Genomic DNA, 21,614 nt, shown 5'->3' with positions numbered 1-21,614 from the left:
CCAGATCATGGCCGCGGTGGCCAAGGTCCGCCAGTGCGCCGAGGAGGGTCGCAAGCTCGACGACGCCGCCATCGAGGAGATCCGCAACATCTGCCGCTGCGGCACCTACCAGCGCATCCGCGAGGCGATCTACGCAGGCGCGGAGAACATGTGAGGGGCCTGAACATGAAGAAGAAGCTGCTGGTCGGCGCGATCGTCGCGGCCACCGTGCTGGGCGGGGCCGGCGTCGCGCTGGCCGACCCGATCTCCACCCCCGACGACCTGGGCCAGGGCGGCAGCGCCGTGACCGCCCTGCTCGGCGACCTGGGTGCCCAGTTCACCGACTTCCTCGACGGCCCCCGCCCCGAGGGCGCCGACGGCACCGAGGTCGAGCCGGTCGATGCGGACCCGAGGTTCGTCGAGGGCCCGCTGAGCGGGCTGGTCGACAGCGGCCCCCTGGAGTAACACCACCCTGTGCAACGAACGGCACTCCCGTCCACCAGGAGTGGCCGGGAGTGCCGTTCGTTGCGCTCAGGTCCGGGCGGTGAGCACCCGGAACGTGTTGTGCAGGACATAGCCCGCGCCGTCGCGGTGTTGCTCCAGGCGGGTCAGCACCGCCTCGCGCACCGCGGCCGGTCCCGCGGTGTTCATGGCGTGCCGGCCGATGCCGGAGTCGAACAGGGGGCCGAGGACGGCGTCCTCGTCGGGGTAGCGGAACGCGCACCCGACCTGCTCCGACACCGCGATCTCCAGGCCCGCGTCGGTGACGAGGTCGGCGAGCAGGTCCGGTCCGTCCTCGGGCGGAGGCCGCCGCGGACCGAGCCAGGGGGCGAGCGCCTCGCCGAACGCCCGCACGTCGCAGTCCTGCTCCCGGCCCCACACGCTGACGGCGACGACCCCGCCGGGTGCCACCCGCGCCGCCTCCCGCAGGGCCCGCCGCGGGTCGCGCAGGTGGGCGACGACCTGCACCAGCCCGACCACGTCGACCGGACCGATCTCCCCCAGGTCGGTGGCGTCGCCGACGGCGAAGGTGGCCTCCGGCACCTCGCGCGCGGCCCGCTCCACGGCCGACGGATCGCCGTCGACGCCGTGGACCTGAGCCCCCCGGGCCACGGCGGCGCGGGAGAAGCCGCCACCGCCACACCCCACGTCCAGCACGCGCGTGCCGGCTCCGACTCCCGTCGCGTCGAGCACCGCGCCGTACAGCGGAGCGGCCCAGCCCCGGGGTCCCTCGTCCATCGGCGCAGACTAGCCGTCGGGTACCGCTCGCCCGCGTCGTGGCACCGGGGACCTCGATGCCGGGCGTCAGCGGCGGACGGTCAGCGAGGCGACCGTGAAGACCCACCTGACCCGGGTGTTCGGCAAGCTGGGTCTGCACGACCGGGTGCAGGCGGTGGTGCTGGCCTACGAGTGCGGCCTGGTCGAGCCCGGCGATCAGCCCCAGACGTCCTGAGCGACCTGCACGATCAACGCCAGCTTGGCCTTCTGCTCCTCCACGGTGAGGTCGTTGCCCTCCACGGTGGAGGAGAACCCGCACTGCGGGGACAGGCACAGCTGGTCGAGCGGCACGTACTTCGCGGCCTCGTCGATGCGCCGCTTGATCACGTCCGGGTCCTCCAGCGTGCCCGTCTTCGTGGTGACCAGCCCGAGCACCACCTGCTTGCCCGGCGGCACGAACCGCAGCGGGGCGAACCCACCGGAGCGTTCGTCGTCGAACTCGCAGAAGAAGCCATCGACGGCGAGCTCGCCGAACAGGGCCTCGGCGACGTGGTCGTAGCCGCCCTCGGCCGCCCAGGAGGAGCGGTAGTTGCCGCGGCACATGTGGGTGGTGACGTGCATGTCGGCCGGCCGGTCGGCGATCGCCGCGTTGATCTGGCGGATGTAGCGCAGGTGCTGGGTCTCCGGGTCGTCGCCCTTCTCGGCCAGGTCGGCGCGGTGGGCGGGATCGTTGAGGTAGGCCAGCGCGGTGTCGTCGAGCTGCAGGTAGCGGCAGCCCAGGCCGTACAGGGCGCTGACCTCGTCGGCGTAGGCGGCGGAGAGGTCGGCCCAGAACCGCTCCAGGTCGGGGTAGACGGCGCGGTCGATCACCGCGGAGCCCCCGCGGGCGTAGACCATGCTCGGCGACGGGATCGTCAACTTCGGCACGGCGGTCGTCACCTGCTCGGCGAGGAACGAGAAGTGCTCGCCGAAGATCGGGCTCTCCAGCGCGATCGGCGCGTCCACCGCCATGCCCGCCGAGGTGAACGCGCCCTCGCCCGCGGCGTTGCGCATCGTCACCCGGATCTGTTGGTCGGTCTTCGTGATACCACCGAGGCGGTAGATGAAGTCCATGTGCCACGACGTGCGGCGGAACTCGCCGTCGGTCGCCGAGGACAGCCCCACCTCCTCCTGCAGGGCGACGACGTCGCGGATCGCGGAGTCCTCGACGGCGCGCAGCCCGGCGTCGTCGAGGGTGCCGGCGGCGTGCTGCTCGCGGGCGGCCAGCAGGGCGGGCGGGCGCAGGAGACTACCGACGTGGTCGGCACGGAACGGCGCTGCGGTGCGTCCAGACATGGTCGGCAACCTATCGCCGCACTCCGCCGACCGCCGGTCCTCGTGCGGTCCCGGAGCCGAGCACCGCGGCGATCAAGGGCCGATGGTCGTCAATTGATCTTCGGCGACGACCATACCTCCTTGATCGCCGTGCGCGGTGGGAGTGAGATGCTCGCAGGGTGGAACTCGGCATCGTCACCTTCCTGACCGACTACGGGATCTCCCCGGTGGAGCTCGGCCGCGCCACCGAGGAACGCGGCTTCGACGCGCTGTTCCTCACCGAGCACACGCACATCCCGGCGAGCCGCGTGTCGCCGTGGCCCGGCGGCCCCGAGCTGCCCACCCGGTACTCGCACACGTTCGACCCGTTCGTCGCGCTCGGGGCGATCGCCGCCGTGACCTCCCGCATCGCGCTGGGCACGGGGGTCTCGCTGGTGGCGCAGCACGACCCGATCGTGCTGGCCAAGACCGTCGCGAGCCTGGACCGGATCGCCGCCGGGCGGTTCGAGCTGGGCGTCGGGCCGGGGTGGAACGCCGAGGAGATGGCCCACCACGGCGTCGACCCGGCCCGGCGCACCGCGCGCATGCTGGAGCACCTCGAGGCGATGCGCGCGATCTGGACGGCCGACGAGGCCGAGTTCCACGGCCGGTTCGTCGACTTCTCCCCGATCTGGTCCTGGCCCAAGCCGATGCGCGTGCCGCCCGTGCTGATCGGCGGGGGTGGCCCGACCGTGCTCGACCGCGTGCTGTCCCACGGGGACGGCTGGATCCCGCTGCGCGTCCCGGTCGACGAGCTCGCCGCGTTCGCCGAGCGCATCGCCGAGCTGCGGCGCCGCGCCGCCGACGCCGGGCGCGGCGATCTCCCGGTCACGCTCTACGGCGCCGCCCGCACCCCCGAGGCCGTGGCGTCCTACGCGGCGGCAGGCGTCGACCGCCTGCTCTTCGAGCTCACCGACCCCGGTCCCGACGCCGCGGGCGCGACCCTCGCCGAGCTCGACACCCTCGCCGACCTCCGCCCCTGACGACCGGCACACCGTCCCCGGTCGGCCGACCCGCCGGCCCGATCGGCCGATAGATCAGAGCTGGCCGGCCAGGCGGGGGTCGTCGTGGTCTGCGCGGGCGACCTGGCCCGCCGCGGCACGCACCGCCACCTCCAGCTCCCACCGGCGAGCGGCGAAGTCGGCCCGGCTGACCGACACCCCGATCGCCGACCGCGCCACCCCACCGGGGCCCCGCACCGGCACCGGCGCCGCCACCCCGGCCACTCCCGGCCGGTACTCCTCCACGTCGACGGCGACGCCGGCGGCCCGCACCCGCAGGAGCTCCCGGTCCAGCGAGCGCCGTTCGACCATCGTCCGCGACGTGATCGGTCCGGCGCCCGCGTGGCCGAGCAGCTCGGAGACCCGCGCCGGGCGCAGCTGCGCGAGCAGCACCTTCCCGGCGGCGAGTGCGTGGGCGGGCACCGGCTCGCCGACGTCGAGGCCGTCGGGGAGGGGGTGCTCGGCGCAGCCGTCGACCGCGGCCACGACGATGTCGATCTCACGGAACGTCAGCAGGTGGCACGCGGCACCCAGCGACACGTGGACGTCGCGCACCACCGACCGCACCGCCGACGGCGGCCGCACCTGGTCGGTCAGGCTGCGGTGCAGCTCGCCGATGCGGTAGCCCAGCCCGTAGCCCCGGCGCTCGTTGAGCCGCACGAGGTAGCCCTCCTCGACCAGCGTGCCGAGGGCGCGGTAGACGGTGGGCAGCGGGCAGGACAGGCGCCGGGCGATGGCCTTGGCCGTGACCCCGTCACCGGCCGCGGCCACCGCCTCCACCACCCGCAGGGCCCGGGTGATCGACGAGCCGGTGCTGCGTTCGGGAGCCACGAGGTCCAGTGTGGGGACGATTCACGTAACCGCACACCTCACCGAACGGGTGGACCAGCGCATGGACGACGACCTGCACCGCCGCATCGACGAACTGGTCGCCGAGGAGCACCGCCTGGAGCGCGCCCACGTGGGCACCGCGCTCTCGGCGGACGAGCGGCGGCGGCTCGACGACATCGGTGTCCAGCTGGACCGCTACTGGGACCTGCTGCGCCGGCGCGACGCCCGCCGCCGGGCCGGCCTGGACCCCGACGAGGCAACGCAGCGTGACGCGTCGGTCGTGGAGGGCTACCAGCAGTAGCGCCGTCGGCTCGTCGCGCGCCGTCGCGCTCGTATCCGGCAGCATCGACACCGTGCAGATCACCCCGGTGACCCCGGACCGGCTCGTCGACGAGGTGGTGGCGCTGGTCGCCGGATGGTCGGACCGGGTTCGGCTGGCGATCGACGGTCCGCCGCCGACCCGGCCGCTCGGCCAGGCCCGGAGGGCGGCCGCCGAGCTGCGTGCGCAGGGGCGGGACGCCGTCGTCGTGGCCGCGAGCGACTACCTGCGACCCGCGTCCGTCCGCCTGGAGTTCGGTCACGAGGACCCCGACGAGTTCCTCGACGGATGGCTCGACGGCGCCGGCCTGATCCGCGAGGTCCTCCGCCCGGCCGGGCCCGACGGCTCCGGTCGCGTGCTCCCCCGGCTCTGGGACGCCGTGGCCGACCGCGCCTACCGCGACCGCTACGCCGAGCTGCGCGGCAACGGCGTGGTGCTCGTGGCCGGCGGTTTGATGCTGGGTCGCGACCTGCCGTTCGACGTGGCCGTGCACCTGCGGATGAGCCCGGCCCAGCTGGGCCGGACCCTGCCCGCGGCGAAACGTTGGACCCTGCCGGCGTACGAGCGCTACGACGTGGAGCGCGACCCGTCCGGACTCGCCGACCTGCTGGTCCTCGCCGACCATCCGGACCGGCCCGCGGTGCGCCGCTGACCGCGGAGACACCATGCCCACCGGGCTCGCGAGGGGCCTCGCGTCCTGGTGGGCAACTTGTGGGCGAGGAGGGAGTTGAACCCTCACATCCTTTCGGATACACGGACCTGAACCGTGCGCGTCTGCCATTCCGCCACTCGCCCTGGCACGGAGCAAGCTAGCACGGTGGTCCGGGACGCCCGGCGAACACCCCCACATCGGGGGGCGGCACCGGCGCGGGATAGCACAGATACGATCGGTGCTGTCAGCAACACGCCGCTGCGAACGGAGGAAGATCGGTTGGGCCGCGTAGGGAGGTTCGAGCGCCGTCTGCAGGGGATGGTGGGCGATGCCTTCGCGCGCGTTTTCGGTGGCAGCGTCGTTCCCCAGGAGGTCATGCAGGGGCTGCTCCGGGAAGCCGAGGACCACATCGAGGAGCTCGCGGGTGGGCGCCGGCTGGCACCCAACCGGTACACGGTGCTGCTCGGGCCCGCCGATTTCGATCGCATGGCCGGTGACACCGCGCAGATCGTGGACTCGTTGTCGAGCTACGTCACCGAACAACTCGCCGACCAGGGATGGGACACCTACGGCGAGGTCGTAGTCTTTCTGGAGCGCTCCGATGCGCTGCACACGGGACAGTTCCGCACCCGCTCGTCCGTGGATCCCGACGCTTCCCGTCAGGACGCCCGCCGAGCACGCGACGCAGGAGAGACACCCATGAGCCAGCAACCGGGCCACCCCGAGGAGAACGGGCAGTACGGATACGACCGGCCCGCCCCCGGCGGATACGGCCAGCAGACCTACGCCCCTCCGGCCTACGACCAGGGCCAGGGCGGGTACGACCAGGGCGGCCAGCCCCAGCAGGGGTACGGCCAGCCCGGCTACGGCCAGCAGCCCGACCCGTACGGCCAGCAGGGCTACGGCCAGCCGCCCCAGCAGGGCTACGACCAGGGGTACGGGCAGCCGCAGCAGGGGTACGGCCAGCCCGGCTACGACCAGGGCTACGGCCAGCCCGGCTACGGGCAGCCCCCGCAGGGCTACGGCCAGCCCGGCTACGGCCAGCCGCCCCAGCAGGGCTACGACCAGGGATACGGCCAGCCGCCCCAGGGGTACGGGCAGCCGCAGCAGGGGTACGGCCAGCCCGGCTACGACCAGGGCTACGGGCAGCAGGGCGGCTACGGCCAGCCCGGCTACGACCAGGGCTACGGCCAGCAGGGCTACCAGCAGGGCTACTCGGCGACGCTGAGCCTCGACGACGGCTCCGGGCGCAACTACGAGCTCACCCAGGGCAGCCACGTCATCGGGCGCGGCCAGGAGTCCTCGTTCCGCCTTCCGGACACCGGCGTGTCGCGCCGTCATCTGGAGGTCAGCTGGGATGGTCAGTCGGCCACGCTCACCGACCTGGGCTCCACGAACGGCACCACGGTCAACGGCAACCCCGTCCAGACCTGGCAGCTCAACGACGGCGACGTGATCCGCGTCGGGCACTCGAGCCTGGTGTTCCGGACCCAGTAGGGCCGGATCCACTAGCCCAGACAAGGAGTTCGCCGCGAGTGCCGGAGTTGGTGCTTCAGCTGACCAGGGCGGGCTTTCTGGCCCTCCTCTGGCTGTTCGTGCTGGTCGCGCTCCGGGTGGTGCGGTCGGACCTGTACGCCGCGTCCGGGCTCCGGGCGATCCTGCCCGGCGGCGGTCGGTCCGCGCCCCGTGGCGGCGGCCGCAGCCGGCTGCCCCGCCAGTTGCTCGTCACGGCGGGCGCGCTGGCGGGCACGCGGGTGTCGTTGGAGGACTCCCGGCCGATCCTGATCGGCCGGGCCGACGACTCCACCCTCGTTCTCGACGACGACTACGCCTCCACCCGACACGCCCGTATCTCCCTGCAGGGCGAGGAGTGGTACGTCGAGGATCTCGGGTCGACCAACGGCACCTATCTGGACCGGGCTAAGGTCACCGGACCCACGCGGGTTCCCCTGGGAGTCCCTGTCCGCATCGGCAAGACGGTGATCGAGCTCCGATCATGAGCAAGCACCTCGCCGGCCCCGCCGACCGAGCCGCCGGAGTCGCCCGATGACGTTGGTCCTGCGCTACTCCGCCCGGAGCGACCGCGGCCTGGTCCGGCAGAACAACCAGGACGCGGTCTACGCCGGTCCGCGACTGCTCGCGCTGGCCGACGGGATGGGCGGCCACGCTGCAGGCGAGGTGGCGTCGTCGCTGGTGATCTCCGCGCTGGCCCCCCTCGACGAGGACGACCCGGGTGACGACCTGCTCCGCGAGCTGCGCGACGCGGCGGTCGAGGGCAACGCGGCCATCACCCGGCACGTGTCCGAGGCCCCCGACCTGGAGGGCATGGGCACCACGCTCACCGCCATCCTGTTCGCCGGGAAGAAGCTCGGCCTGGTGCACATCGGCGACTCGCGCGCCTACCAGCTCCGCGGCGGCACCTTCTCGCAGATCACCAAGGACGACACGTTCGTCCAGTCCCTGATCGACGAGGGGCGGATCACCGAGGAGGAGGCGCACACCCACCCGCAGCGCTCGCTGCTGCTGCGCGCCATCACCGGCCAGGACATCGACCCCTCCCTGACCATCCGCGAGGCCCGTGCGGGCGACCGATACCTGCTGTGTTCCGACGGGCTGTCCGGCGTGGTGAGCGACGAGACCCTGGCCGACACCCTGCGCGCCTACCGCGACCCCCGCGAGTGCGCCGACCGCATGATCGAGCTGGCGCTGCGCGGCGGTGGCCCGGACAACATCACCTGCATCGTGGCCGACGTCGTCGACATCGAGTTCGGCGAGGACGCCCCGATCATGGGCGGTGCGGTCGGGGACGGACACGAGGACCCGCGACCCGACTCGGCGGCGGCCCGCGCGTCGGCCACCACGATGACGCGGCCCGCGCCGCAGCGGCTCTCGCCCGCCGCGCAGGCCCCGGTGGTGCCGCGGCGCTCGCGCGTGCGGATCGTGGTGGCCGTGGCCGCGGTGCTCGTCGCGCTCGTGGGAGCCGGCCTGCTGGCGCGGGCGTGGGTGCTGCAGCAGTACTACGTGAGCGCCGACGGCGAGCAGGTCGCGATCTTCCAGGGCGTGCGCGGGGAGGTGCTGGGGCTGCCGCTGCAGACCATCGCCCAGCGCACCGACATCGCGCTGACCGACCTGCCCGAGTCCGACCGCAGCCAGGTCCGCAACGGCATCGACTCCGGCAGCGGTCTCTCCGGGGCCGAAGGTGTGGTGGAGCGGTTGCGCGGGAAGATGCTGGAGCCCTGCCCCGAACCGACCGCCCCCACGGTCGAGGCACCCCTGATCCCGGTGTTGCCCGACGTGACCTACCCCGACTACGGCGCCACGGCCCTGCCCAGCGCGTCGCCCGAGCCCGGGGTCGACTGCCGGCCGGTGGGCTGACGTGGCCCCCACCGAGACACGCGACCAGGCCGGCGCCGCCTCCACCGGACCCGCCCCACCCACCGGACGCACGATCGAGCTGGTACTGCTGGCGTTCGCCACGGTGCTGGTCACGGGCGCGCTGATCCTCGTCGAGGCGAACCAGGAGCAGGAACTCACCACCGCGCTGCTGTTCCTCGGAGTGGCCTACCTCGGCCTGTTCATGCTCGCCCACGTTGCGGTGCGCCGCTTCGCCCCCTACGCCGACCCCCTCATCCTCCCCGCGGTCGCGCTGCTCAACGGGCTCGGGCTGGTGATGATCTACCGGCTGGACCTGGCGAAGGCCGCCCGGGCGATCGAACGCGGCCGGGATCTGCCCACCGAGCTCTACACGCGGCAGGTGGCGTGGACGGCCGTCGGCCTGGCGCTGTTCGTCGCCGTGCTGTGGCTGGTGCGCGACCACCGGAAGCTGGCCGGCTACGCCTACACCGCGGGCTTCGTCGGACTGGTCCTGCTCGCGCTGCCGGGGATCCTCCCGGCGTCGATCTCCGAGGTGAACGGGGCGAAGATCTGGCTGCGGCTGGGGATCTTCTCCATCCAACCCGGCGAGTTCGCGAAGATCCTGCTGATCGTGTTCTTCTCGGCGTTCCTCATGCAGAAGCGCGACCTGTTCACCTCGGCCGGGCGCCGGTTCCTGGGCATGGAGCTGCCGCGCGCCCGCGACCTCGCGCCGCTGCTGCTGGCGTGGGCGTTCTCGGTCGGCGTGCTGGTGCTCGAGCGCGACCTGGGCACCTCCCTGCTGTTCTTCGGCATCGTGCTGGTGCTGCTCTACACGGCGACGGAACGCGTGTCGTGGCTGCTCATCGGGCTCACGATCTTCGCGGCGGGCGGGTTCGTCGCCTACCAGCTGTTCGGGCACGTCCGCACCCGGGTCCAGATCTGGATCGACCCGTTCGCCGACTTCGACGGGTCCGGCTTCCAGATCGCGCAGGCGCTGTTCGGGCTCGGCACCGGGGGGCTCGGCGGCACCGGTCTGGGCGCGGGCCGTCCCGAGCTGGTGCCCTACGCCGAGAGCGACTTCATGCTGTCCTCGCTCGGTGAGGAGCTCGGCCTCATCGGCCTCGCCGCGATCATGGTGATCTACCTCGTGCTGATCACCCGCGGGCTGCGCAGCGCGCTCGCGGTGCGCGACAGCTTCGGCAAGCTGCTGGCCACCGGACTGGCGTTCACGCTCGCGCTGCAGGTGTTCATCGTCGCGGGCGGGGCCTCGAAGCTCATCCCGCTGACCGGGCTGACCCTGCCGTTCCTGTCCTACGGCGGCTCGTCCCTCGTGGCCAACTACGCCCTCGTGGCGCTGCTGCTGAGGATCTCCAACGCCGCGCGCGCCCCCCTGCCGCGCCGCCCGGCGGTGCCGCTGCCGCCGATCGCGGAGGCCGGTACCGAGCTGGTGGAGCGGCCCTCATGATCGTTTTCCCGGCTATGATCGTTTTCTCGGCTATGAACGGTTCTCCTCTGTGAACACGCCCGTCCGCCGCATCGCGATCGCCGTGATGGCGATGATCCTGCTGCTCATGGCCAACCTCACCTACGTGCAGGTCGTGCAGGCCGGCAGTTTGCGCGAGGACCAGCGCAACCAGCGGGTGCTGCTCGCCGAGTACTCGCGCCAGCGCGGCCAGATCAGCGCGCAGGGGCAGGTGCTCGCGCGCAGCGTCGAGACCGACGGCCAGTACCCCTACCAGCGCGAGTACCCGAACGGCCCGGTGTTCGCCTCGATCACCGGGTACTACTCGCTGATCTACAGCGCGGGCGGGCTGGAGCGCGCGGCCAACGACGTGCTCAACGGCAGCGACGACCGCCTCTTCACCCGCAGGCTCTCCGACCTGATCACCGGGCGCGATCCGGCAGGCGGCAATGTCGCGGTGACGATCGACCCGGAGGTCCAGCAGGCGGCCTACGACGCGCTGTCGGGGACGGGCACCGGTGCGGTGGTCGCGCTGCAACCCTCCACCGGGGCGATCCTCGCGATGGCGTCCACGCCGTCCTACGACCCGAACCCGCTGGCCAGCTTCAGCGCGCAGACCCAGCAGGAGGCCTGGGCGCAGTACTCCGACGCGCAGCCCCCGGTGCTCACCAACCGGGCGATCCAGGAGATCTACCCGCCGGGATCGACGTTCAAGCTGATCGACGTGGCGGCCGCGCTGGAGAGCGGGCGCTACACCCCGGAGAGCCGGCTCACCGCGGCGTCGAGCATCACGCTCGACGACACGGCGACGGATCTGCAGAACTTCAACGGCAACGCCTGCGGTACCGGGGCCACGGCGTCGCTGCGGGAGGCGCTGCAGCGATCCTGCAACACGGCGTTCGCCGAGCTGGCGCTCGAACTGGGCGAGGAGGCCATCCGCGACCAGGCGGAGGCGTTCGGGATCGGCACCGAGGACATCGCCATCCCGATGGGTGTGGCCCCCTCCACGATCGGGGACATCGAGAGCACCGCCGCGCTGCAGCAGTCCAGCATCGGCCAGCGCGACGTCGCGCTCACCCCGATGCAGAACGCGATGGTCGTGGCCGCCATCGCCAACGGCGGCCGCCTGATGGCGCCGTACCTGATCCAGGACATCCAGAGCCAGGACCTGGAGACCGTCGACACCACACAGCCCGACCAGCTCGGCCAGGCCGTCAGCCCGGGCGTCGCGCGGACGCTGACCGAGCTGATGGTCAACAACGAGAACAGCTACTCGGGAGCAGGGAAGATCCGCGGGGTCCAGATCGCGGCGAAGACCGGCACCGCGGAGTGGGGGCCCAACCCCAAGACCACCGCCCCGCACGTCTGGTACGTCGCCTTCGCGCCCGCGGACAACCCGCAGGTCGCGGTGGCCGTACTGGTCGAGGCGGGCGGCGACCGCAACAACCTGGCCGCCACCGGCGGCGAGGTCGCGGCGCCGATCGGTCGGGCCGTCATCGGGGCCGCGCTGCGGGGCTCCCAGTGAGCCCGGTGGGCCCGCGATGAGGGACCTCGCGGCCGGGCTGCTCATCGCCGACCGCTACCTCCTGGAGCGGCGGATCGCCGTCGGCGGCATGGGGGAGGTCTGGGAGGCCTCGGACCAGCGGCTGGGGCGCAGCGTGGCGGTGAAGGTGCTGCGGCCCGAGCTGTCCGACGACCCCGAGTTCCTGCACCGCTTCCGCATCGAGGCGCGCACGGTGGCCTCGCTGGACCATGCCGGGATCGCCGCCGTGCACGACTACGGCGAGGACGCCCCCTCGGACAACGGGCGCCGCACCGCGTACCTGGTGATGGAACTGGTACGCGGCGAGCCGCTGTCGGCGGTGATCGCGCGCGGCCCGATCGACGCCGACGAGACGCTGCGGATCATCGAGGAGGCGGCCCGCGCGCTGCAGGCGGCGCACGAGCGCGGGTTCGTGCACCGCGACGTGAAGCCGGGCAACATCCTGGTGCGCACCGACGGCCTGGTCAAGATCACCGACTTCGGCATCGCGAAGGCCGCCGACGCCGTGCCGGTCACGCGTTCGGGCATGGTGATGGGCACCGCGCACTACATCGCTCCCGAGCAGGCCAGCGGCTCCGAGGCCGGACCGGCCGGAGACGTCTACTCGCTGGGCATCGTCGGCTACGAGTGCCTCGCCGGGCACCGCCCGTTCCGGGCCGACAGCGCCGTGGCCGTCGCGATGATGCAGGTGCGCGACGCGCCGCCGCCACTGCCCGACACGGTGCCGGTGCTGACCCGCGAGCTCATCGAGTCGGTCCTGGTCAAGGACCCCGCACAGCGCTACGCCACGGGCGGGGAGTTCGCCGAGGCGGTGGCCGCGGTACGGCGGGGCCAGGCCATCCCGGTCCCGTCGGGTTTCACCCCGCAACGGGGCGCCGTTCCGGTCCTGGACCCGCCGGCCGCCGCGCCCGGCTACCGCTCCTACGACGACGAACCCGGCCACGAGGCCGACGGCGGTCACTACGACGGTGGGCGTGCCCACGCCCCCCCGCGCGCCGCCGGGCGCTACGAGGCGGTCGCGCCACGCCACCCGGAGCCCCCGTACGCGCCCGAGCGCCGCCGGGCACCCGCGCCGTCCACCGAGCCGCTGCGGTTGCAGCCTGCGTCCGGGCCGGGCCGGGGCGTGCTGCTCGTGCTGTTCCTGCTGCTCACCGTCGCCGCCGTGGTGTTCGGCATCTTCCTGTTCCGGGCTCTCGGGGAGGAGAGCCCGGACATCGACGCCCCGCAGGGTGCGGCGACCGTCCGACAGATCGAGATCGGGGGAGCCCGGTGAACCCATCCGAGCCGCCGACGGGCGCTCGGGGGGGTCGCGTGACACCCCGGGCACACGCCGGGCCCGGCATGATGTCCTCGTCCCCGAATCCCTCCCAGAGGCAGCGATGACCACGCCCCGACTGTTGTCCGAGCGGTACGAGCTGGGCGGCACGCTCGGCTACGGCGGCATGTCCGAGGTCCACCGCGGCCTCGACACCCGGCTGGGCCGCGACGTCGCCATCAAGGTGCTGCGCGCGGACCTGGCCAGGGATCCGCAGTTCCAGATGCGTTTCCGGCGTGAGGCGCAGAACGCGGCCGCGCTCAACCATCCCGCCATCGTCGCCGTCTACGACACCGGCGAGGTGGACAGCGAGACGGGCCCGCTGCCCTACATCGTGATGGAGTTCGTCGACGGGCAGACGCTGCGCGAGATCGTCAAGACCACCGGCCCGATGACCCAGCAGCGGGTGATCGAGGTGATGGCCGACGTGTGCGCGGCGCTGGACTTCAGCCACCGCCACCAGATCATCCACCGGGACGTCAAGCCGGCCAACATCATGATCAACCAGGCCGGGGCCGTGAAGGTGATGGACTTCGGCATCGCCCGCGCGCTGGGCGAGGGCCAGAACGTCACGCAGACCGCCGCCGTCATCGGCACGGCGCAGTACCTGTCGCCCGAGCAGGCCCGTGGCGAGGCCGTGGACGCCCGCAGCGACGTCTACGCCGCGGGCTGCGTGCTCTACGAGCTGCTCACCGGCGACCCACCGTTCACCGGCGACACGCCGGTCGCCGTGGCCTACCAGCACGTGCGGGAGGACCCGACGCGACCCTCGGAGGTCAACCCGGACATCCCGGCCGCGCTGGACGCCGTGGTGCTCAAGGCGCTGTCGAAGAATCCCGCCAACCGGTACCAGTCCGCCGCGGAGATGCGCAGCGACCTGGTGCGCGTGCGCAGCGGCCAGACGCCGCTCGCGCCGACCGTCATGGGCGAGGACGAGCGCACCGCGATGCTGTCCCAGACCGGGCCCACCCGACGCCTCAACGGCGGTGGGCGGCACGTCATGCCCTCGTCGCCGTCGGACGGGTACTACGACGACGAGCCGCGGCGCAGTCGCGGCCGGATCGCCGCGATCGTCGCGGGTGTGGTGGCCACGCTCGCGCTCGTCGCGTTCGTGGCGTTCCAGCTGTTCGGCGGGTCGCCGGAGACACCGCAGGCCACCGTCCCGCCGATGACCGGCCAGGAGTCCCAGTCCGCGCAGAACCTGCTGTTCTCCCTGGATCTCATTCCGGACGTGCGGGAGGAGAACTCCGACTCCGTCGAGCAGGGCTTCGTGATCCGCAGCGACCCTCCCGCCAGCACGCCCGTCGACGTCGGGTCGCGGGTCATCCTGGTCGTGAGCAGCGGCCGCGCCGAGGAACGGGTCGCCGATCTCGCGGGCCAGACCCAGGAGGAGGCCACGGCCACCCTGGTCGACCAGGGCTTCGTCCTCGGCGAGGTCACCACGGAGGAGACGACCGACCCCGAGCAGGTCGGCCGGGTCCTCCGCTCGGCCCCGGGCGCCGGACAGCTGGCCCAGCGCGGCAGCCCGGTCGCGATCGTGCTCGGCGTCGAGCCCACCACCCGAGAGGTGCCGAACGTGGCCGGCGAGAGTCGCGACGACGCACGGGCCGCGCTGGAGTCCGCGGGCTTCGGTGTCGAGGAGACCGACGTCGACGGCGGGGGCGAGCAGGGCGACGTGCTGGGCACCAACCCGGCCGCCGGCCAGCAGGCCCCGGCCAACTCCACGGTCACGCTGCAGATCTCCCGCGGGAACCTGCTCACGGCGCCCGACCTGGTCGGTCTGGACACCGACGACGCCCGAGACGAGCTGCGCGACGCCGGCTTCGGGGTCGGTGACGTCCGATTCGTCAACCAGCCCGTCGGCGACGACGACCAGGACGACCGCGTGATCTCGCAGTCGGTCGAGCCCGGGCAGACGCTGCAGGAGGGCGACCAGCTCGTGGTCGTCGTCGGCGACTCCGGCGGGGGATTCTTCGGGAACTGAGCGCGGCATCGGGGAGGATGGGCCCATGCGCGTCCTGGTGATCGACAACTACGACAGCTTCGTCTACAACCTCGTGCAGTACCTCGCCCAGCTCGGGGCGTCCACCACGGTGCGGCGCAACGACGAGGTGGACCTCGACGAGCTCGACGACGTCGACGGCGTGCTGCTCAGCCCCGGACCCGGTACACCCGAACGCGCGGGTGTCAGCATCGAGGCGGTGCGGGCGGGCGCGTCCCGCGGGTTGCCCGTGCTCGGCGTCTGCCTCGGCCACCAGGCGATCGGGGTCGCGTTCGGCGGCGTCGTGGAGCGCGCGCCGGAGCTGCTGCACGGCAAGACCTCGCTGGTCCGCCACGACGGCACCGGTGTGCTGGCCGGGCTGCCCGACCCCTTCGTCGCCACCCGCTACCACTCGCTGTCGATCCGGCCGGACACCGTGCCCGCCGCGCTGGAGGTCACCGGGCGTACCGACGGTGGGGTCGTCATGGCGGTGCGACACCGCGAGCTGCCGATCGAGGGCGTCCAGTTCCATCCCGAGTCGGTGCTGACCGAGGGTGGCCACCGCCTGCTGGCCAACTGGATGGCCGCGGCCGGCCACCCCGCCTCCGAGCCGACGATCGCGGCGCTGACGGCGGAGACGGCCGCCCTGAGCGCCCGCGCCTGACGTCTCCGGGCAGCCGCGCACCGTCCGGCCGGCCGCGCACGTCCCGACGTGCGCGGTTGACCACGGGGTACGCGGGTCGGCGGCAGGCCGCCCACGCCGCGCGTGGGGCTGCTGGCGGGCCGGGGCACGCGCTACCGTGGGGCCCAGCGCCCGGGCGCACCTCCGTGCCCGGCGAGCCGTCACGCGAGGTCTGCAGATGCCGAAGAGCAAGGTCCGCAAGAAGCCCGTCTACACCCCGCCCGCGAACGACAAGCGGGTCACCACGCCGGTGAAGGTGAAGGGTCCGACCCACCCGGTCTACATCGCCGTCATGCTCGGGCTGATGCTCGCCGGCCTGGCCTGGCTGGTGGTCAATTACCTGGCTGTGGACAGCATCCCGTTCATGCAGCAGCTCGGCTCGTTCAACTTCCTCATCGGCTTCTCACTCATCGTAATCGGCCTTCTGATGACGATGAAATGGCGTTGAGCTGCGGAAATACAGTGGTGTAAGTAGTCCCCAGTGTGGACAACCGCTGTGGACAAGTTACCGTGAGTGATCATGATTGGGCCATTCGGACCTGGGGTCCGGCCCCCGGCCTCGTGGTCGTCCTGTGGGTCGGTGCCGCCGCGGCGACGGCCTGGTGCGGGCTGCTGCTCTCCGCGGGAGCCGACCCCGCGGGACAACTCATCGCCGGCTGCGCGGCCCTCGGGCTGCTCGGTGCCGCCGTCTTCACCACGCGCGCCCGGCCACGGCTGCGCGCGGATCCGGACGGCCTCACCGTCGGCGGCCTCCGGCGCTCGCGCCACCATCCGTGGCCGCTGGTGCAGGAGGTGCGCGTGCTGCGCACCCGGCGCTGGGGCCGGGTGAGCACGCTGTTGGAGATCGACACGATCACCGCCGACGGCGGCGAGCAGCTGCTGCTGTTCGGCCGTCTGGACCTGAACGCCGACCCCGAGGACGTCGCGCCGGTCCTGAGCGCCCTGCGCCCCGGCTGAGACCCGCGCGGCGGATCGGGACGATCAGGCCAGCGCGGCGGAGACGATCACAGCCAGCACGAGCACCGTGAGGGCCGCCAGGCCGCCGACCTGCACCGGCGCCCGACGTCCCGGAGGGGCGTAGACCAGCACCGCGGTGGCCGCGGCACCGACGAGCAGGCCGCCGACGTGGGCCTGCCAGGAGATGCTGGAGATGAAGAAGCCGAGCGCGAGGTTGACGGCGAGCAGGCCCAGCACCTGGTTGAGCGGCCTGCGCAGCCGCAGCAGCGCCACGAGCAGCCCGCCCATCAGGCCGAAGACCGCCCCGGACGCTCCGGCGACGAGCTGGCCGGGCTGCAGCACCATCACCGCGGCGGCCCCGCCCAGCATGCCCACCAGGTACACGGCGAGGAACCGGCCCCGGCCGAGCAGGATCTCCATGTCCCGCCCGATGATCCACAGCGCGAGCATGTTGAACGCGAGGTGCAGCGGGCCGATGTGCAGGAAGCCCGAGGTCACCAGCCGCCACACCTCGCCCGCGGAGACGAAGTCCGAGGCCAGGGCCCACTCGGCGAACAGCGGGGACCGGAAGTTGCTGCCGATACTGCCCGCCTGGGCCGCCGTGACCGCGAAGACGGCCACGTTGAGCACGACGAGCGCAGGCACGACGAACGGCCGCACCCCCGTCTCGGCCCCGGCGACCGTGGTGCCGCGGCGCACGGTGCGCCTGCCCTCGTTCACGCAGTCGACGCACTGGAAGCCGACCGCGGCCTCGCGCAGGCACTCCGGGCACGACGGGCGCCCGCAGCGCGTGCAGGCCAGCCCGCCGGTCGGCCGGTCGGGATGGCGCACGCACACCGCCGGCGCCCCGGACGGCGGACCGCCCGGGGTCGGGGGCCCGGCGGGGTAGGTCATCTCAGTCCGAGATCTCGACGTGCTGGATGACGACGTCGGTCAGCGGCCGGTCGGAGCGGTCGGTGCTGGTGTTCGCGATCGCGTCGACCACGGCGCGCGACTCGGCGTCGGCCACCTCACCGAAGATCGTGTGCTTGCGGTTGAGGTGCGGGGTGGGGCCGACGGTGATGAAGAACTGCGAGCCGTTGGTACCCGGGCCCGCGTTGGCCATCGCGAGCAGGTAGGGCCGGTCGAACTGCAGGTCGGGGTGGAACTCGTCGGCGAACTGGTAGCCGGGTCCGCCGCGGCCGGTGCCGGTGGGGTCGCCGCCCTGCAGCATGAAGCCGCTGATGACGCGGTGGAACACGGAGCCGTCGTAGAAGGGGCCGCTGTCGCCACCGCTGGCGTTGGGCTGCGAGTAACGGCCGTCACCCGTGGCGAGGCCGACGAAGTTCGCCACCGTCTTCGGCGCGTGGTCGCCGAACAGCGCGATCCGGATGTCGCCCTCGGTGGTCCGCAGCGTCGCAGTCTGCTTGGAGGAGTTTCCTGGTTCGGTCACGGCTCCATCGTGCCAGCCGCGTCCGACGTGCGCAGACGGGCCCGGCCGAGCACGTCCTGCAGGAACGTCGTGACGTGTCGCTCGTAGGCCTGCGGGTCGGCGTTCCAGGCCGCGGTGTGCTCCATGCCCGGCACCTCGACGTAGCGCATCGGCCAGTCCAGCTCCGGCGCCGCGGCGGCGAGCGCGCGGCTGGCCGACACCGGCACCGCGGTGTCCTCGCTGCTGTGCACCAGCAGGGTGGCCGGACGCACGGCGGGCGGGCGGATGCGCAGGTCGAATCGGTCGAAGTCGATCCGGATGCGCCGGCTGGTGATGGCCGTGGCCAGTGGGGTCAGGCCGGGGGGCAGGCGCCGGTTGCGGGCCTGCTGGCGCAGCGTCGCGCGCCAGTCGACCAGCGGGGCGTCCCACACCACCGCGGCGACGGACGGCGCGTCGGGCGAGCGGTCCAGGAACGCCCCGGTGATCGCCCCGCCCATCGACCAGCCATACAGCACGATCCGGCGCGCCCCCGCGGCGCGCGCGTACCGCACCGCGGCCTCGACGTCCTCCCACTCGGCGTCGCCGAGGTGGTCGTAGCCGTCGGGGCTGGCGGGAGCGTCCCCGTCGTTGCGGAAGCTGATGACCAGCGTGGTCAGCCCCAGGCCGTGCAGCGCCGGCAGCACCCGCAGCGCCTCGCGCCGCGCGCCGCCGCGCCCGTGGACGGCGATCACCCAGGTGTCGCTCTCCCCGGGCACCAGCCAGGCCGGGGCCGGGCCGAGCGGGGTCGCGACGTCGACGTCGACGAAGTGCAGGCCACGCGCGGCGGGGTCGGGATCGTAGGGACCGGCGTCGAGGACGGCGGCCGAACCGGGGACCGGCCGGTCCCCACCGAGCAGCGGACGCCGCACGTGGCCGTCGCGGGCGTCGACGACGGGCCCGATCCGGGCCAGCCCCTCGGCCCACCGCAGTCCCCACGTACCCGGTTGCAGCGCGAGGCGCGAGGCCGCGAGCGTCACCGTCGAGTCGGAGTCCCGCACGGCGAGCACCCGCTCCGGGAACACCGTCTGCCGGCGCGTGTCGAGCAGGAGGCCGGAGTAGAACCAGCCCAGCCCGCTGCTGATGCCCAGCCCGGCCCCGATCCCGACGCCGGCACCCACCGCCAACCTCGCACCGATCGCCATCCGCACCGCCGCCGTCACGCTGTCGATGATGTACCACCGTGGCCGACCGCGGGGCGGGCCCCTCGCCGGTGCGGCCACCGTAACGAGTGAAAGCACGTGTCCGTTACGTTAAGTCCACAACCGGTCGCGCGACGTTTCGTTGGACTGTCTGACCACGAACGCGTTCGAAGGGACCAACCCGTATGAGCAGCCTCGCCCGGCGCAGCCTGCGCACCACCGCCGCGGCGGCCGGTATCGCCGCACTCGGAGTCGGCCTCGCCGGCCACGCCTTCGCTGCACCCGAGCTCCCCGCCGCTCCCGCCCTCCCGGGCACCGAGGGCCTCGGCGCCCTGGAGGGCATGGCCGGGGTTCCCGAGCTCCCCGCCGCCCCGTCGGCCGAGGGCTTCAGCATGCCCGGCGTCATCAACTTCGAGGCGCCGTCGGTGAACACCGCGGGACCCGAGCTTCCCGCGCTCGACGCCTTCGCGGTGCCTGCGGTGCCCGCGGCCCCCGCGATGCCGGCCGCGCCCCAGCTCCCCGCCGCGCCGGCGGCGCCCAGCGCCCTCACCGCGCCGGAGGTGCCCTCGCTGCCCGAGGCCCCGACCACCGACGGGATCGTCAACCACGACCTCGACGCCGGGACGGGCGAGGCGGCACAGCCGGAGAACCAGGTCGCCGGCAACGACCAGATGGACGCGATGCAGGCCCTCGACATGGCCGCCTTCGCCATGGACATGGCCCAGAGCGCCGCGGCCGGCGAGTCCGTCACCCAGAACCAGGAGATCGGCTGATCGTCGCGGTCTCCCGCATCGGGCCCGTCGCACCTCGGTGCGGCGGGCCCGTTCCCGTTCGGGCGGCCGGTCGCCCGGCTACGGGATGACCCGCAAGGCCCGGGCCCGGACGACGGCCTCGAACCGGGAGTGCGCCCCCAGCTTGCGCATCGCACCGCGCAGGTAGGCCTTGGCCGTCTCCGGCTTGATGGACAGCCGGGTCGCCGCCTCCTGGTTCGTGCAGCCCAGCGCGATCTGCGCGACGACGTCGACCTCGCGCGGCGAGAGCTGCACCACGGTGCGGGAGGCCGTCGCCGTCCCGCCGCCGACGTGCGCGAGGCGCTGCGAGACCTCGGACACCCGCTGGGACAGCCCCTCGTCGGGGATCAGCTGGGCGACGGCGCGGAGCTCCGCGTGCAGCGCCCGGATCTCCTCGAGGCTCGCGATGTCGCGCACGTGCTCCGGCGCCGCGGTGGCGACGGCCTCGGCGTCCCGCATGCGGCGGCGCACCTCGTCCTGGACGGTCAGCTCCATGCTCAGGCGCCTGCCCGCGCTGAGGATGGCGGACTTGCTGCGGTCACCGAGCGCGTTGCGGTCGCGGGTGGCGACGTAGATCAGCCCGGTCAGCCGGTCGCGGACCATGACGGGGGCGGCCGCGATCGAGGACAGGCCCTCCGAGAGGACCCACGGGTCGTACTCGTGGGTGATGGTGTCGGCGGTGCGGTAGTCGTTGACCGCCGCCGGCCGGTTCTCGGCGATGACCCGCCCTCCGAGACCGGACCCGGTCCGGACCTCGAGGCGGTGCAGGTTGTTGGTGCGGGTACCCCGGAACTCGCTCAGCACGGCGGTCGAGCCGTTCTCCACGAACGCGCCGAACGCGACCGGCAGGCCGGATTCGGCCTGGACCGACCGCAGTGCCGCGCGGAGCGCGCCGCGAGCGTCGAAGCCTGCGTGCGCGACTGACCTGCTCATCGGAACCGCCTTTGGTTCGGGAGCGTCCCGGGTCCACCACACCGGGGGAAGACATGGAGAAAGTGACGCGCCGGTCCGGGAGGAGATGGCCCGGAGCCGGCGCGTCACTGCATGGAGGTACCGCCTGCTAGTCCTGCGGCCCGTTCAGCAGGCCCCCGACGGGGCCCTCGATGTAGCGCGGGTGGACGGGCGGGAACTCGTTCTCGACGCCGTTCGCGCCGTCGGGCCGGTTGTCGCCGTTCAGGGCGTCGGCCCCCTCGAACTGGAACTCGCCGACGATCTCGGTGACCGAAGTGCCGAGCTGTCCCGGGTTCTGGGTGCTGGGGAAACCGGTGTTGCTGCCCTCGTCGGCCACCGCGACCCCGGCTCCGATCAGCAGCAGACCACCGGCAACGGCTGCCAGGGTCACGCGCTTTGCTGTGCTCATGTGGTTCGTCCTCGTCTCGACTTGAAGGATGGGAGGTGGGCCCCCGGAACCTGGTAGCGGGGGCCCACCGCTGTCACATGTTCTCGGCGCCTGCGTAGATCGCCTCGCGGATGCGCTGGTAGGTGCCGCAGCGGCAGATGTTGCGGATCTCCTCGATGGCGGCGTCGTCGAGCTTGCGACCCTCCTCGGCGCACTGGCGGACCTTGGCCACCGCGGCCATGATCTGG

23 protein-coding genes, 1 tRNA gene and 3 pseudogenes are annotated in these 21,614 nt (G+C 72.9%); 17 read left to right on the top strand and 10 right to left on the bottom strand.

Annotated elements, in window-relative coordinates; all coding sequences use genetic code 11:
• Together Q1K26_RS01620 and Q1K26_RS01615 are read left to right on the top strand one after the other, a co-directional pair.
• Positions 1 to 154: pseudogene (locus Q1K26_RS01620) on the top strand ((2Fe-2S)-binding protein); the annotation flags it as partial.
• Positions 151 to 444: a hypothetical protein gene (locus tag Q1K26_RS01615; protein ID WP_300007295.1), complete on the top strand. Its 294-nt coding sequence runs from the start codon at positions 151 to 153 to the stop codon at positions 442 to 444. The pseudogene Q1K26_RS01620 and the gene Q1K26_RS01615, both read left to right, overlap by 4 nt.
• Positions 445 to 510: 66 nt before the next feature.
• On the opposite strand, the gene Q1K26_RS01610 is transcribed toward Q1K26_RS01615, so the two are convergent.
• Positions 511 to 1,218: a class I SAM-dependent methyltransferase gene (locus Q1K26_RS01610; protein ID WP_300007293.1), complete on the bottom strand. Its 708-nt coding sequence runs from the start codon at positions 1,216 to 1,218 to the stop codon at positions 511 to 513.
• Positions 1,219 to 1,297: 79 nt separating this feature from the next.
• Between Q1K26_RS01610 and Q1K26_RS01605 the strand changes: the two are divergent.
• Positions 1,298 to 1,432, top strand: a pseudogene (locus tag Q1K26_RS01605) (LuxR C-terminal-related transcriptional regulator); the annotation flags it as partial.
• Here Q1K26_RS01605 and Q1K26_RS01600 read toward each other — a convergent pair.
• Entirely contained in the window at positions 1,414 to 2,532 is a 1,119-nt protein-coding gene (locus Q1K26_RS01600) for a 5-methyltetrahydropteroyltriglutamate--homocysteine S-methyltransferase (protein ID WP_300007291.1), read from the bottom strand. The pseudogene Q1K26_RS01605 and the gene Q1K26_RS01600 sit on opposite strands and share 19 nt — an antisense overlap.
• A gap of 158 nt (positions 2,533 to 2,690) precedes the next feature.
• Here Q1K26_RS01600 and Q1K26_RS01595 point away from each other — a divergent pair, with 158 nt between their 5' ends.
• The gene (locus Q1K26_RS01595) at positions 2,691 to 3,533 is read left to right on the top strand and encodes an LLM class F420-dependent oxidoreductase (protein ID WP_300007290.1); all 843 of its coding nucleotides are present in this window, start codon (positions 2,691 to 2,693) and stop codon (positions 3,531 to 3,533) included.
• A 54-nt stretch (positions 3,534 to 3,587) separates the two neighbouring features.
• Here Q1K26_RS01595 and Q1K26_RS01590 read toward each other — a convergent pair whose 3' ends face one another.
• Positions 3,588 to 4,382, bottom strand: a complete 795-nt coding sequence (locus tag Q1K26_RS01590) for an IclR family transcriptional regulator (protein WP_300007289.1) — start codon at positions 4,380 to 4,382, stop codon at positions 3,588 to 3,590.
• Positions 4,383 to 4,443: 61 nt separating this feature from the next.
• Between Q1K26_RS01590 and Q1K26_RS01585 the strand changes: the two genes are divergently transcribed.
• Together Q1K26_RS01585 and Q1K26_RS01580 are read left to right on the top strand one after the other, a co-directional pair.
• Positions 4,444 to 4,683 carry a DUF2630 family protein gene (locus Q1K26_RS01585; protein ID WP_300007287.1) on the top strand — a complete coding sequence of 80 codons (240 nt, stop codon included), beginning with the start codon at positions 4,444 to 4,446 and terminating at the stop codon, positions 4,681 to 4,683.
• A gap of 52 nt (positions 4,684 to 4,735) precedes the next feature.
• On the top strand, positions 4,736 to 5,353 hold the full coding sequence (locus tag Q1K26_RS01580; RefSeq protein ID WP_300007285.1) for a uridine kinase: 618 nt from the start codon (positions 4,736 to 4,738) through the stop codon (positions 5,351 to 5,353).
• Between the two features lie 60 nt (positions 5,354 to 5,413).
• Here Q1K26_RS01580 and Q1K26_RS01575 read toward each other — a convergent pair.
• Positions 5,414 to 5,496: transfer RNA gene (locus tag Q1K26_RS01575), tRNA-Leu, on the bottom strand.
• Positions 5,497 to 5,632: 136 nt separating this feature from the next.
• Between Q1K26_RS01575 and Q1K26_RS01570 the strand changes: the two genes are divergently transcribed.
• The 10 genes from Q1K26_RS01570 to Q1K26_RS01525 all read left to right on the top strand — a co-directional run bounded on the left by Q1K26_RS01570 (position 5,633) and on the right by Q1K26_RS01525 (position 16,647).
• Positions 5,633 to 6,850, top strand: a complete 1,218-nt coding sequence (locus tag Q1K26_RS01570) for an FhaA domain-containing protein (protein ID WP_300007283.1) — start codon at positions 5,633 to 5,635, stop codon at positions 6,848 to 6,850.
• A 38-nt stretch (positions 6,851 to 6,888) separates the two neighbouring features.
• Positions 6,889 to 7,353, top strand: coding sequence for an FHA domain-containing protein (locus tag Q1K26_RS01565; RefSeq protein ID WP_300007281.1), 465 nt, complete (start codon positions 6,889 to 6,891; stop codon positions 7,351 to 7,353).
• A 46-nt stretch (positions 7,354 to 7,399) separates the two neighbouring features.
• Positions 7,400 to 8,728 carry a PP2C family serine/threonine-protein phosphatase gene (locus Q1K26_RS01560; RefSeq protein ID WP_300007279.1) on the top strand — a complete coding sequence of 443 codons (1,329 nt, stop codon included), beginning with the start codon at positions 7,400 to 7,402 and terminating at the stop codon, positions 8,726 to 8,728.
• Position 8,729: 1 nt separating this feature from the next.
• A complete protein-coding gene (locus Q1K26_RS01555) occupies positions 8,730 to 10,172 on the top strand; it encodes an FtsW/RodA/SpoVE family cell cycle protein (protein WP_300007277.1) in 1,443 nt (480 codons plus the stop codon).
• A gap of 49 nt (positions 10,173 to 10,221) precedes the next feature.
• The gene (locus Q1K26_RS01550; protein WP_300007275.1) at positions 10,222 to 11,694 is read left to right on the top strand and encodes a penicillin-binding protein 2; all 1,473 of its coding nucleotides are present in this window, start codon (positions 10,222 to 10,224) and stop codon (positions 11,692 to 11,694) included.
• A gap of 16 nt (positions 11,695 to 11,710) precedes the next feature.
• Positions 11,711 to 12,985 carry a serine/threonine-protein kinase gene (locus Q1K26_RS01545; protein WP_300007273.1) on the top strand — a complete coding sequence of 425 codons (1,275 nt, stop codon included), beginning with the start codon at positions 11,711 to 11,713 and terminating at the stop codon, positions 12,983 to 12,985.
• A gap of 106 nt (positions 12,986 to 13,091) precedes the next feature.
• Entirely contained in the window at positions 13,092 to 15,011 is a 1,920-nt protein-coding gene (gene pknB / locus Q1K26_RS01540; RefSeq protein ID WP_300007272.1) for a Stk1 family PASTA domain-containing Ser/Thr kinase, read from the top strand.
• A gap of 25 nt (positions 15,012 to 15,036) precedes the next feature.
• Positions 15,037 to 15,672, top strand: coding sequence for an aminodeoxychorismate/anthranilate synthase component II (locus tag Q1K26_RS01535; RefSeq protein ID WP_300007270.1), 636 nt, complete (start codon positions 15,037 to 15,039; stop codon positions 15,670 to 15,672).
• A 196-nt stretch (positions 15,673 to 15,868) separates the two neighbouring features.
• Positions 15,869 to 16,138 (top strand): cell division protein CrgA, encoded by a 270-nt coding sequence (gene crgA / locus Q1K26_RS01530; protein ID WP_300007268.1) that lies wholly within the window; start codon positions 15,869 to 15,871, stop codon positions 16,136 to 16,138.
• 62 nt (positions 16,139 to 16,200) lie between these two features.
• Positions 16,201 to 16,647, top strand: coding sequence for a PH domain-containing protein (locus tag Q1K26_RS01525; RefSeq protein ID WP_300007266.1), 447 nt, complete (start codon positions 16,201 to 16,203; stop codon positions 16,645 to 16,647).
• Positions 16,648 to 16,671: 24 nt separating this feature from the next.
• Here the strand turns inward: Q1K26_RS01525 and Q1K26_RS01520 are convergent, their stop codons facing one another.
• Genes Q1K26_RS01520 through Q1K26_RS01510 form a run of 3 tightly spaced genes read right to left on the bottom strand, consistent with a single transcriptional unit; the run spans position 16,672 to position 19,257 of the window.
• Positions 16,672 to 17,541, bottom strand: coding sequence for a rhomboid family intramembrane serine protease (locus tag Q1K26_RS01520; protein ID WP_300007264.1), 870 nt, complete (start codon positions 17,539 to 17,541; stop codon positions 16,672 to 16,674).
• A gap of 1 nt (position 17,542) precedes the next feature.
• Positions 17,543 to 18,079, bottom strand: coding sequence for a peptidylprolyl isomerase (locus Q1K26_RS01515; RefSeq protein WP_300007263.1), 537 nt, complete (start codon positions 18,077 to 18,079; stop codon positions 17,543 to 17,545).
• Complete coding sequence (locus Q1K26_RS01510) at positions 18,076 to 19,257, bottom strand: alpha/beta fold hydrolase (protein ID WP_300007261.1); 1,182 nt, start codon at positions 19,255 to 19,257, stop codon at positions 18,076 to 18,078. Before Q1K26_RS01510 ends, Q1K26_RS01515 begins: the two co-directional genes overlap by 4 nt.
• Before the next feature lie 164 nt (positions 19,258 to 19,421).
• Here Q1K26_RS01510 and Q1K26_RS01505 point away from each other — a divergent pair, with 164 nt between their 5' ends.
• Entirely contained in the window at positions 19,422 to 20,009 is a 588-nt protein-coding gene (locus Q1K26_RS01505; protein ID WP_300007260.1) for a hypothetical protein, read from the top strand.
• Between the two features lie 78 nt (positions 20,010 to 20,087).
• Here Q1K26_RS01505 and Q1K26_RS01500 read toward each other — a convergent pair whose 3' ends face one another.
• From Q1K26_RS01500 to Q1K26_RS01490, 3 genes and pseudogenes are all read right to left on the bottom strand, one after another.
• Positions 20,088 to 20,960, bottom strand: coding sequence for a LuxR C-terminal-related transcriptional regulator (locus Q1K26_RS01500; protein ID WP_300007258.1), 873 nt, complete (start codon positions 20,958 to 20,960; stop codon positions 20,088 to 20,090).
• A 127-nt stretch (positions 20,961 to 21,087) separates the two neighbouring features.
• Complete coding sequence (locus Q1K26_RS01495) at positions 21,088 to 21,387, bottom strand: hypothetical protein (RefSeq protein WP_300007257.1); 300 nt, start codon at positions 21,385 to 21,387, stop codon at positions 21,088 to 21,090.
• A gap of 73 nt (positions 21,388 to 21,460) precedes the next feature.
• A pseudogene (locus Q1K26_RS01490) lies at positions 21,461 to 21,614 on the bottom strand ((2Fe-2S)-binding protein); the annotation flags it as partial.

This window comes from Pseudonocardia sp. (assembly GCF_029263155.1).
In the GTDB taxonomy this organism is placed as follows: domain Bacteria; phylum Actinomycetota; class Actinomycetes; order Mycobacteriales; family Pseudonocardiaceae; genus Pseudonocardia.
The sequence above is the reverse complement of the archived record's forward strand: the minus strand, read 5'-3'. Positions and strand labels throughout refer to the sequence as shown.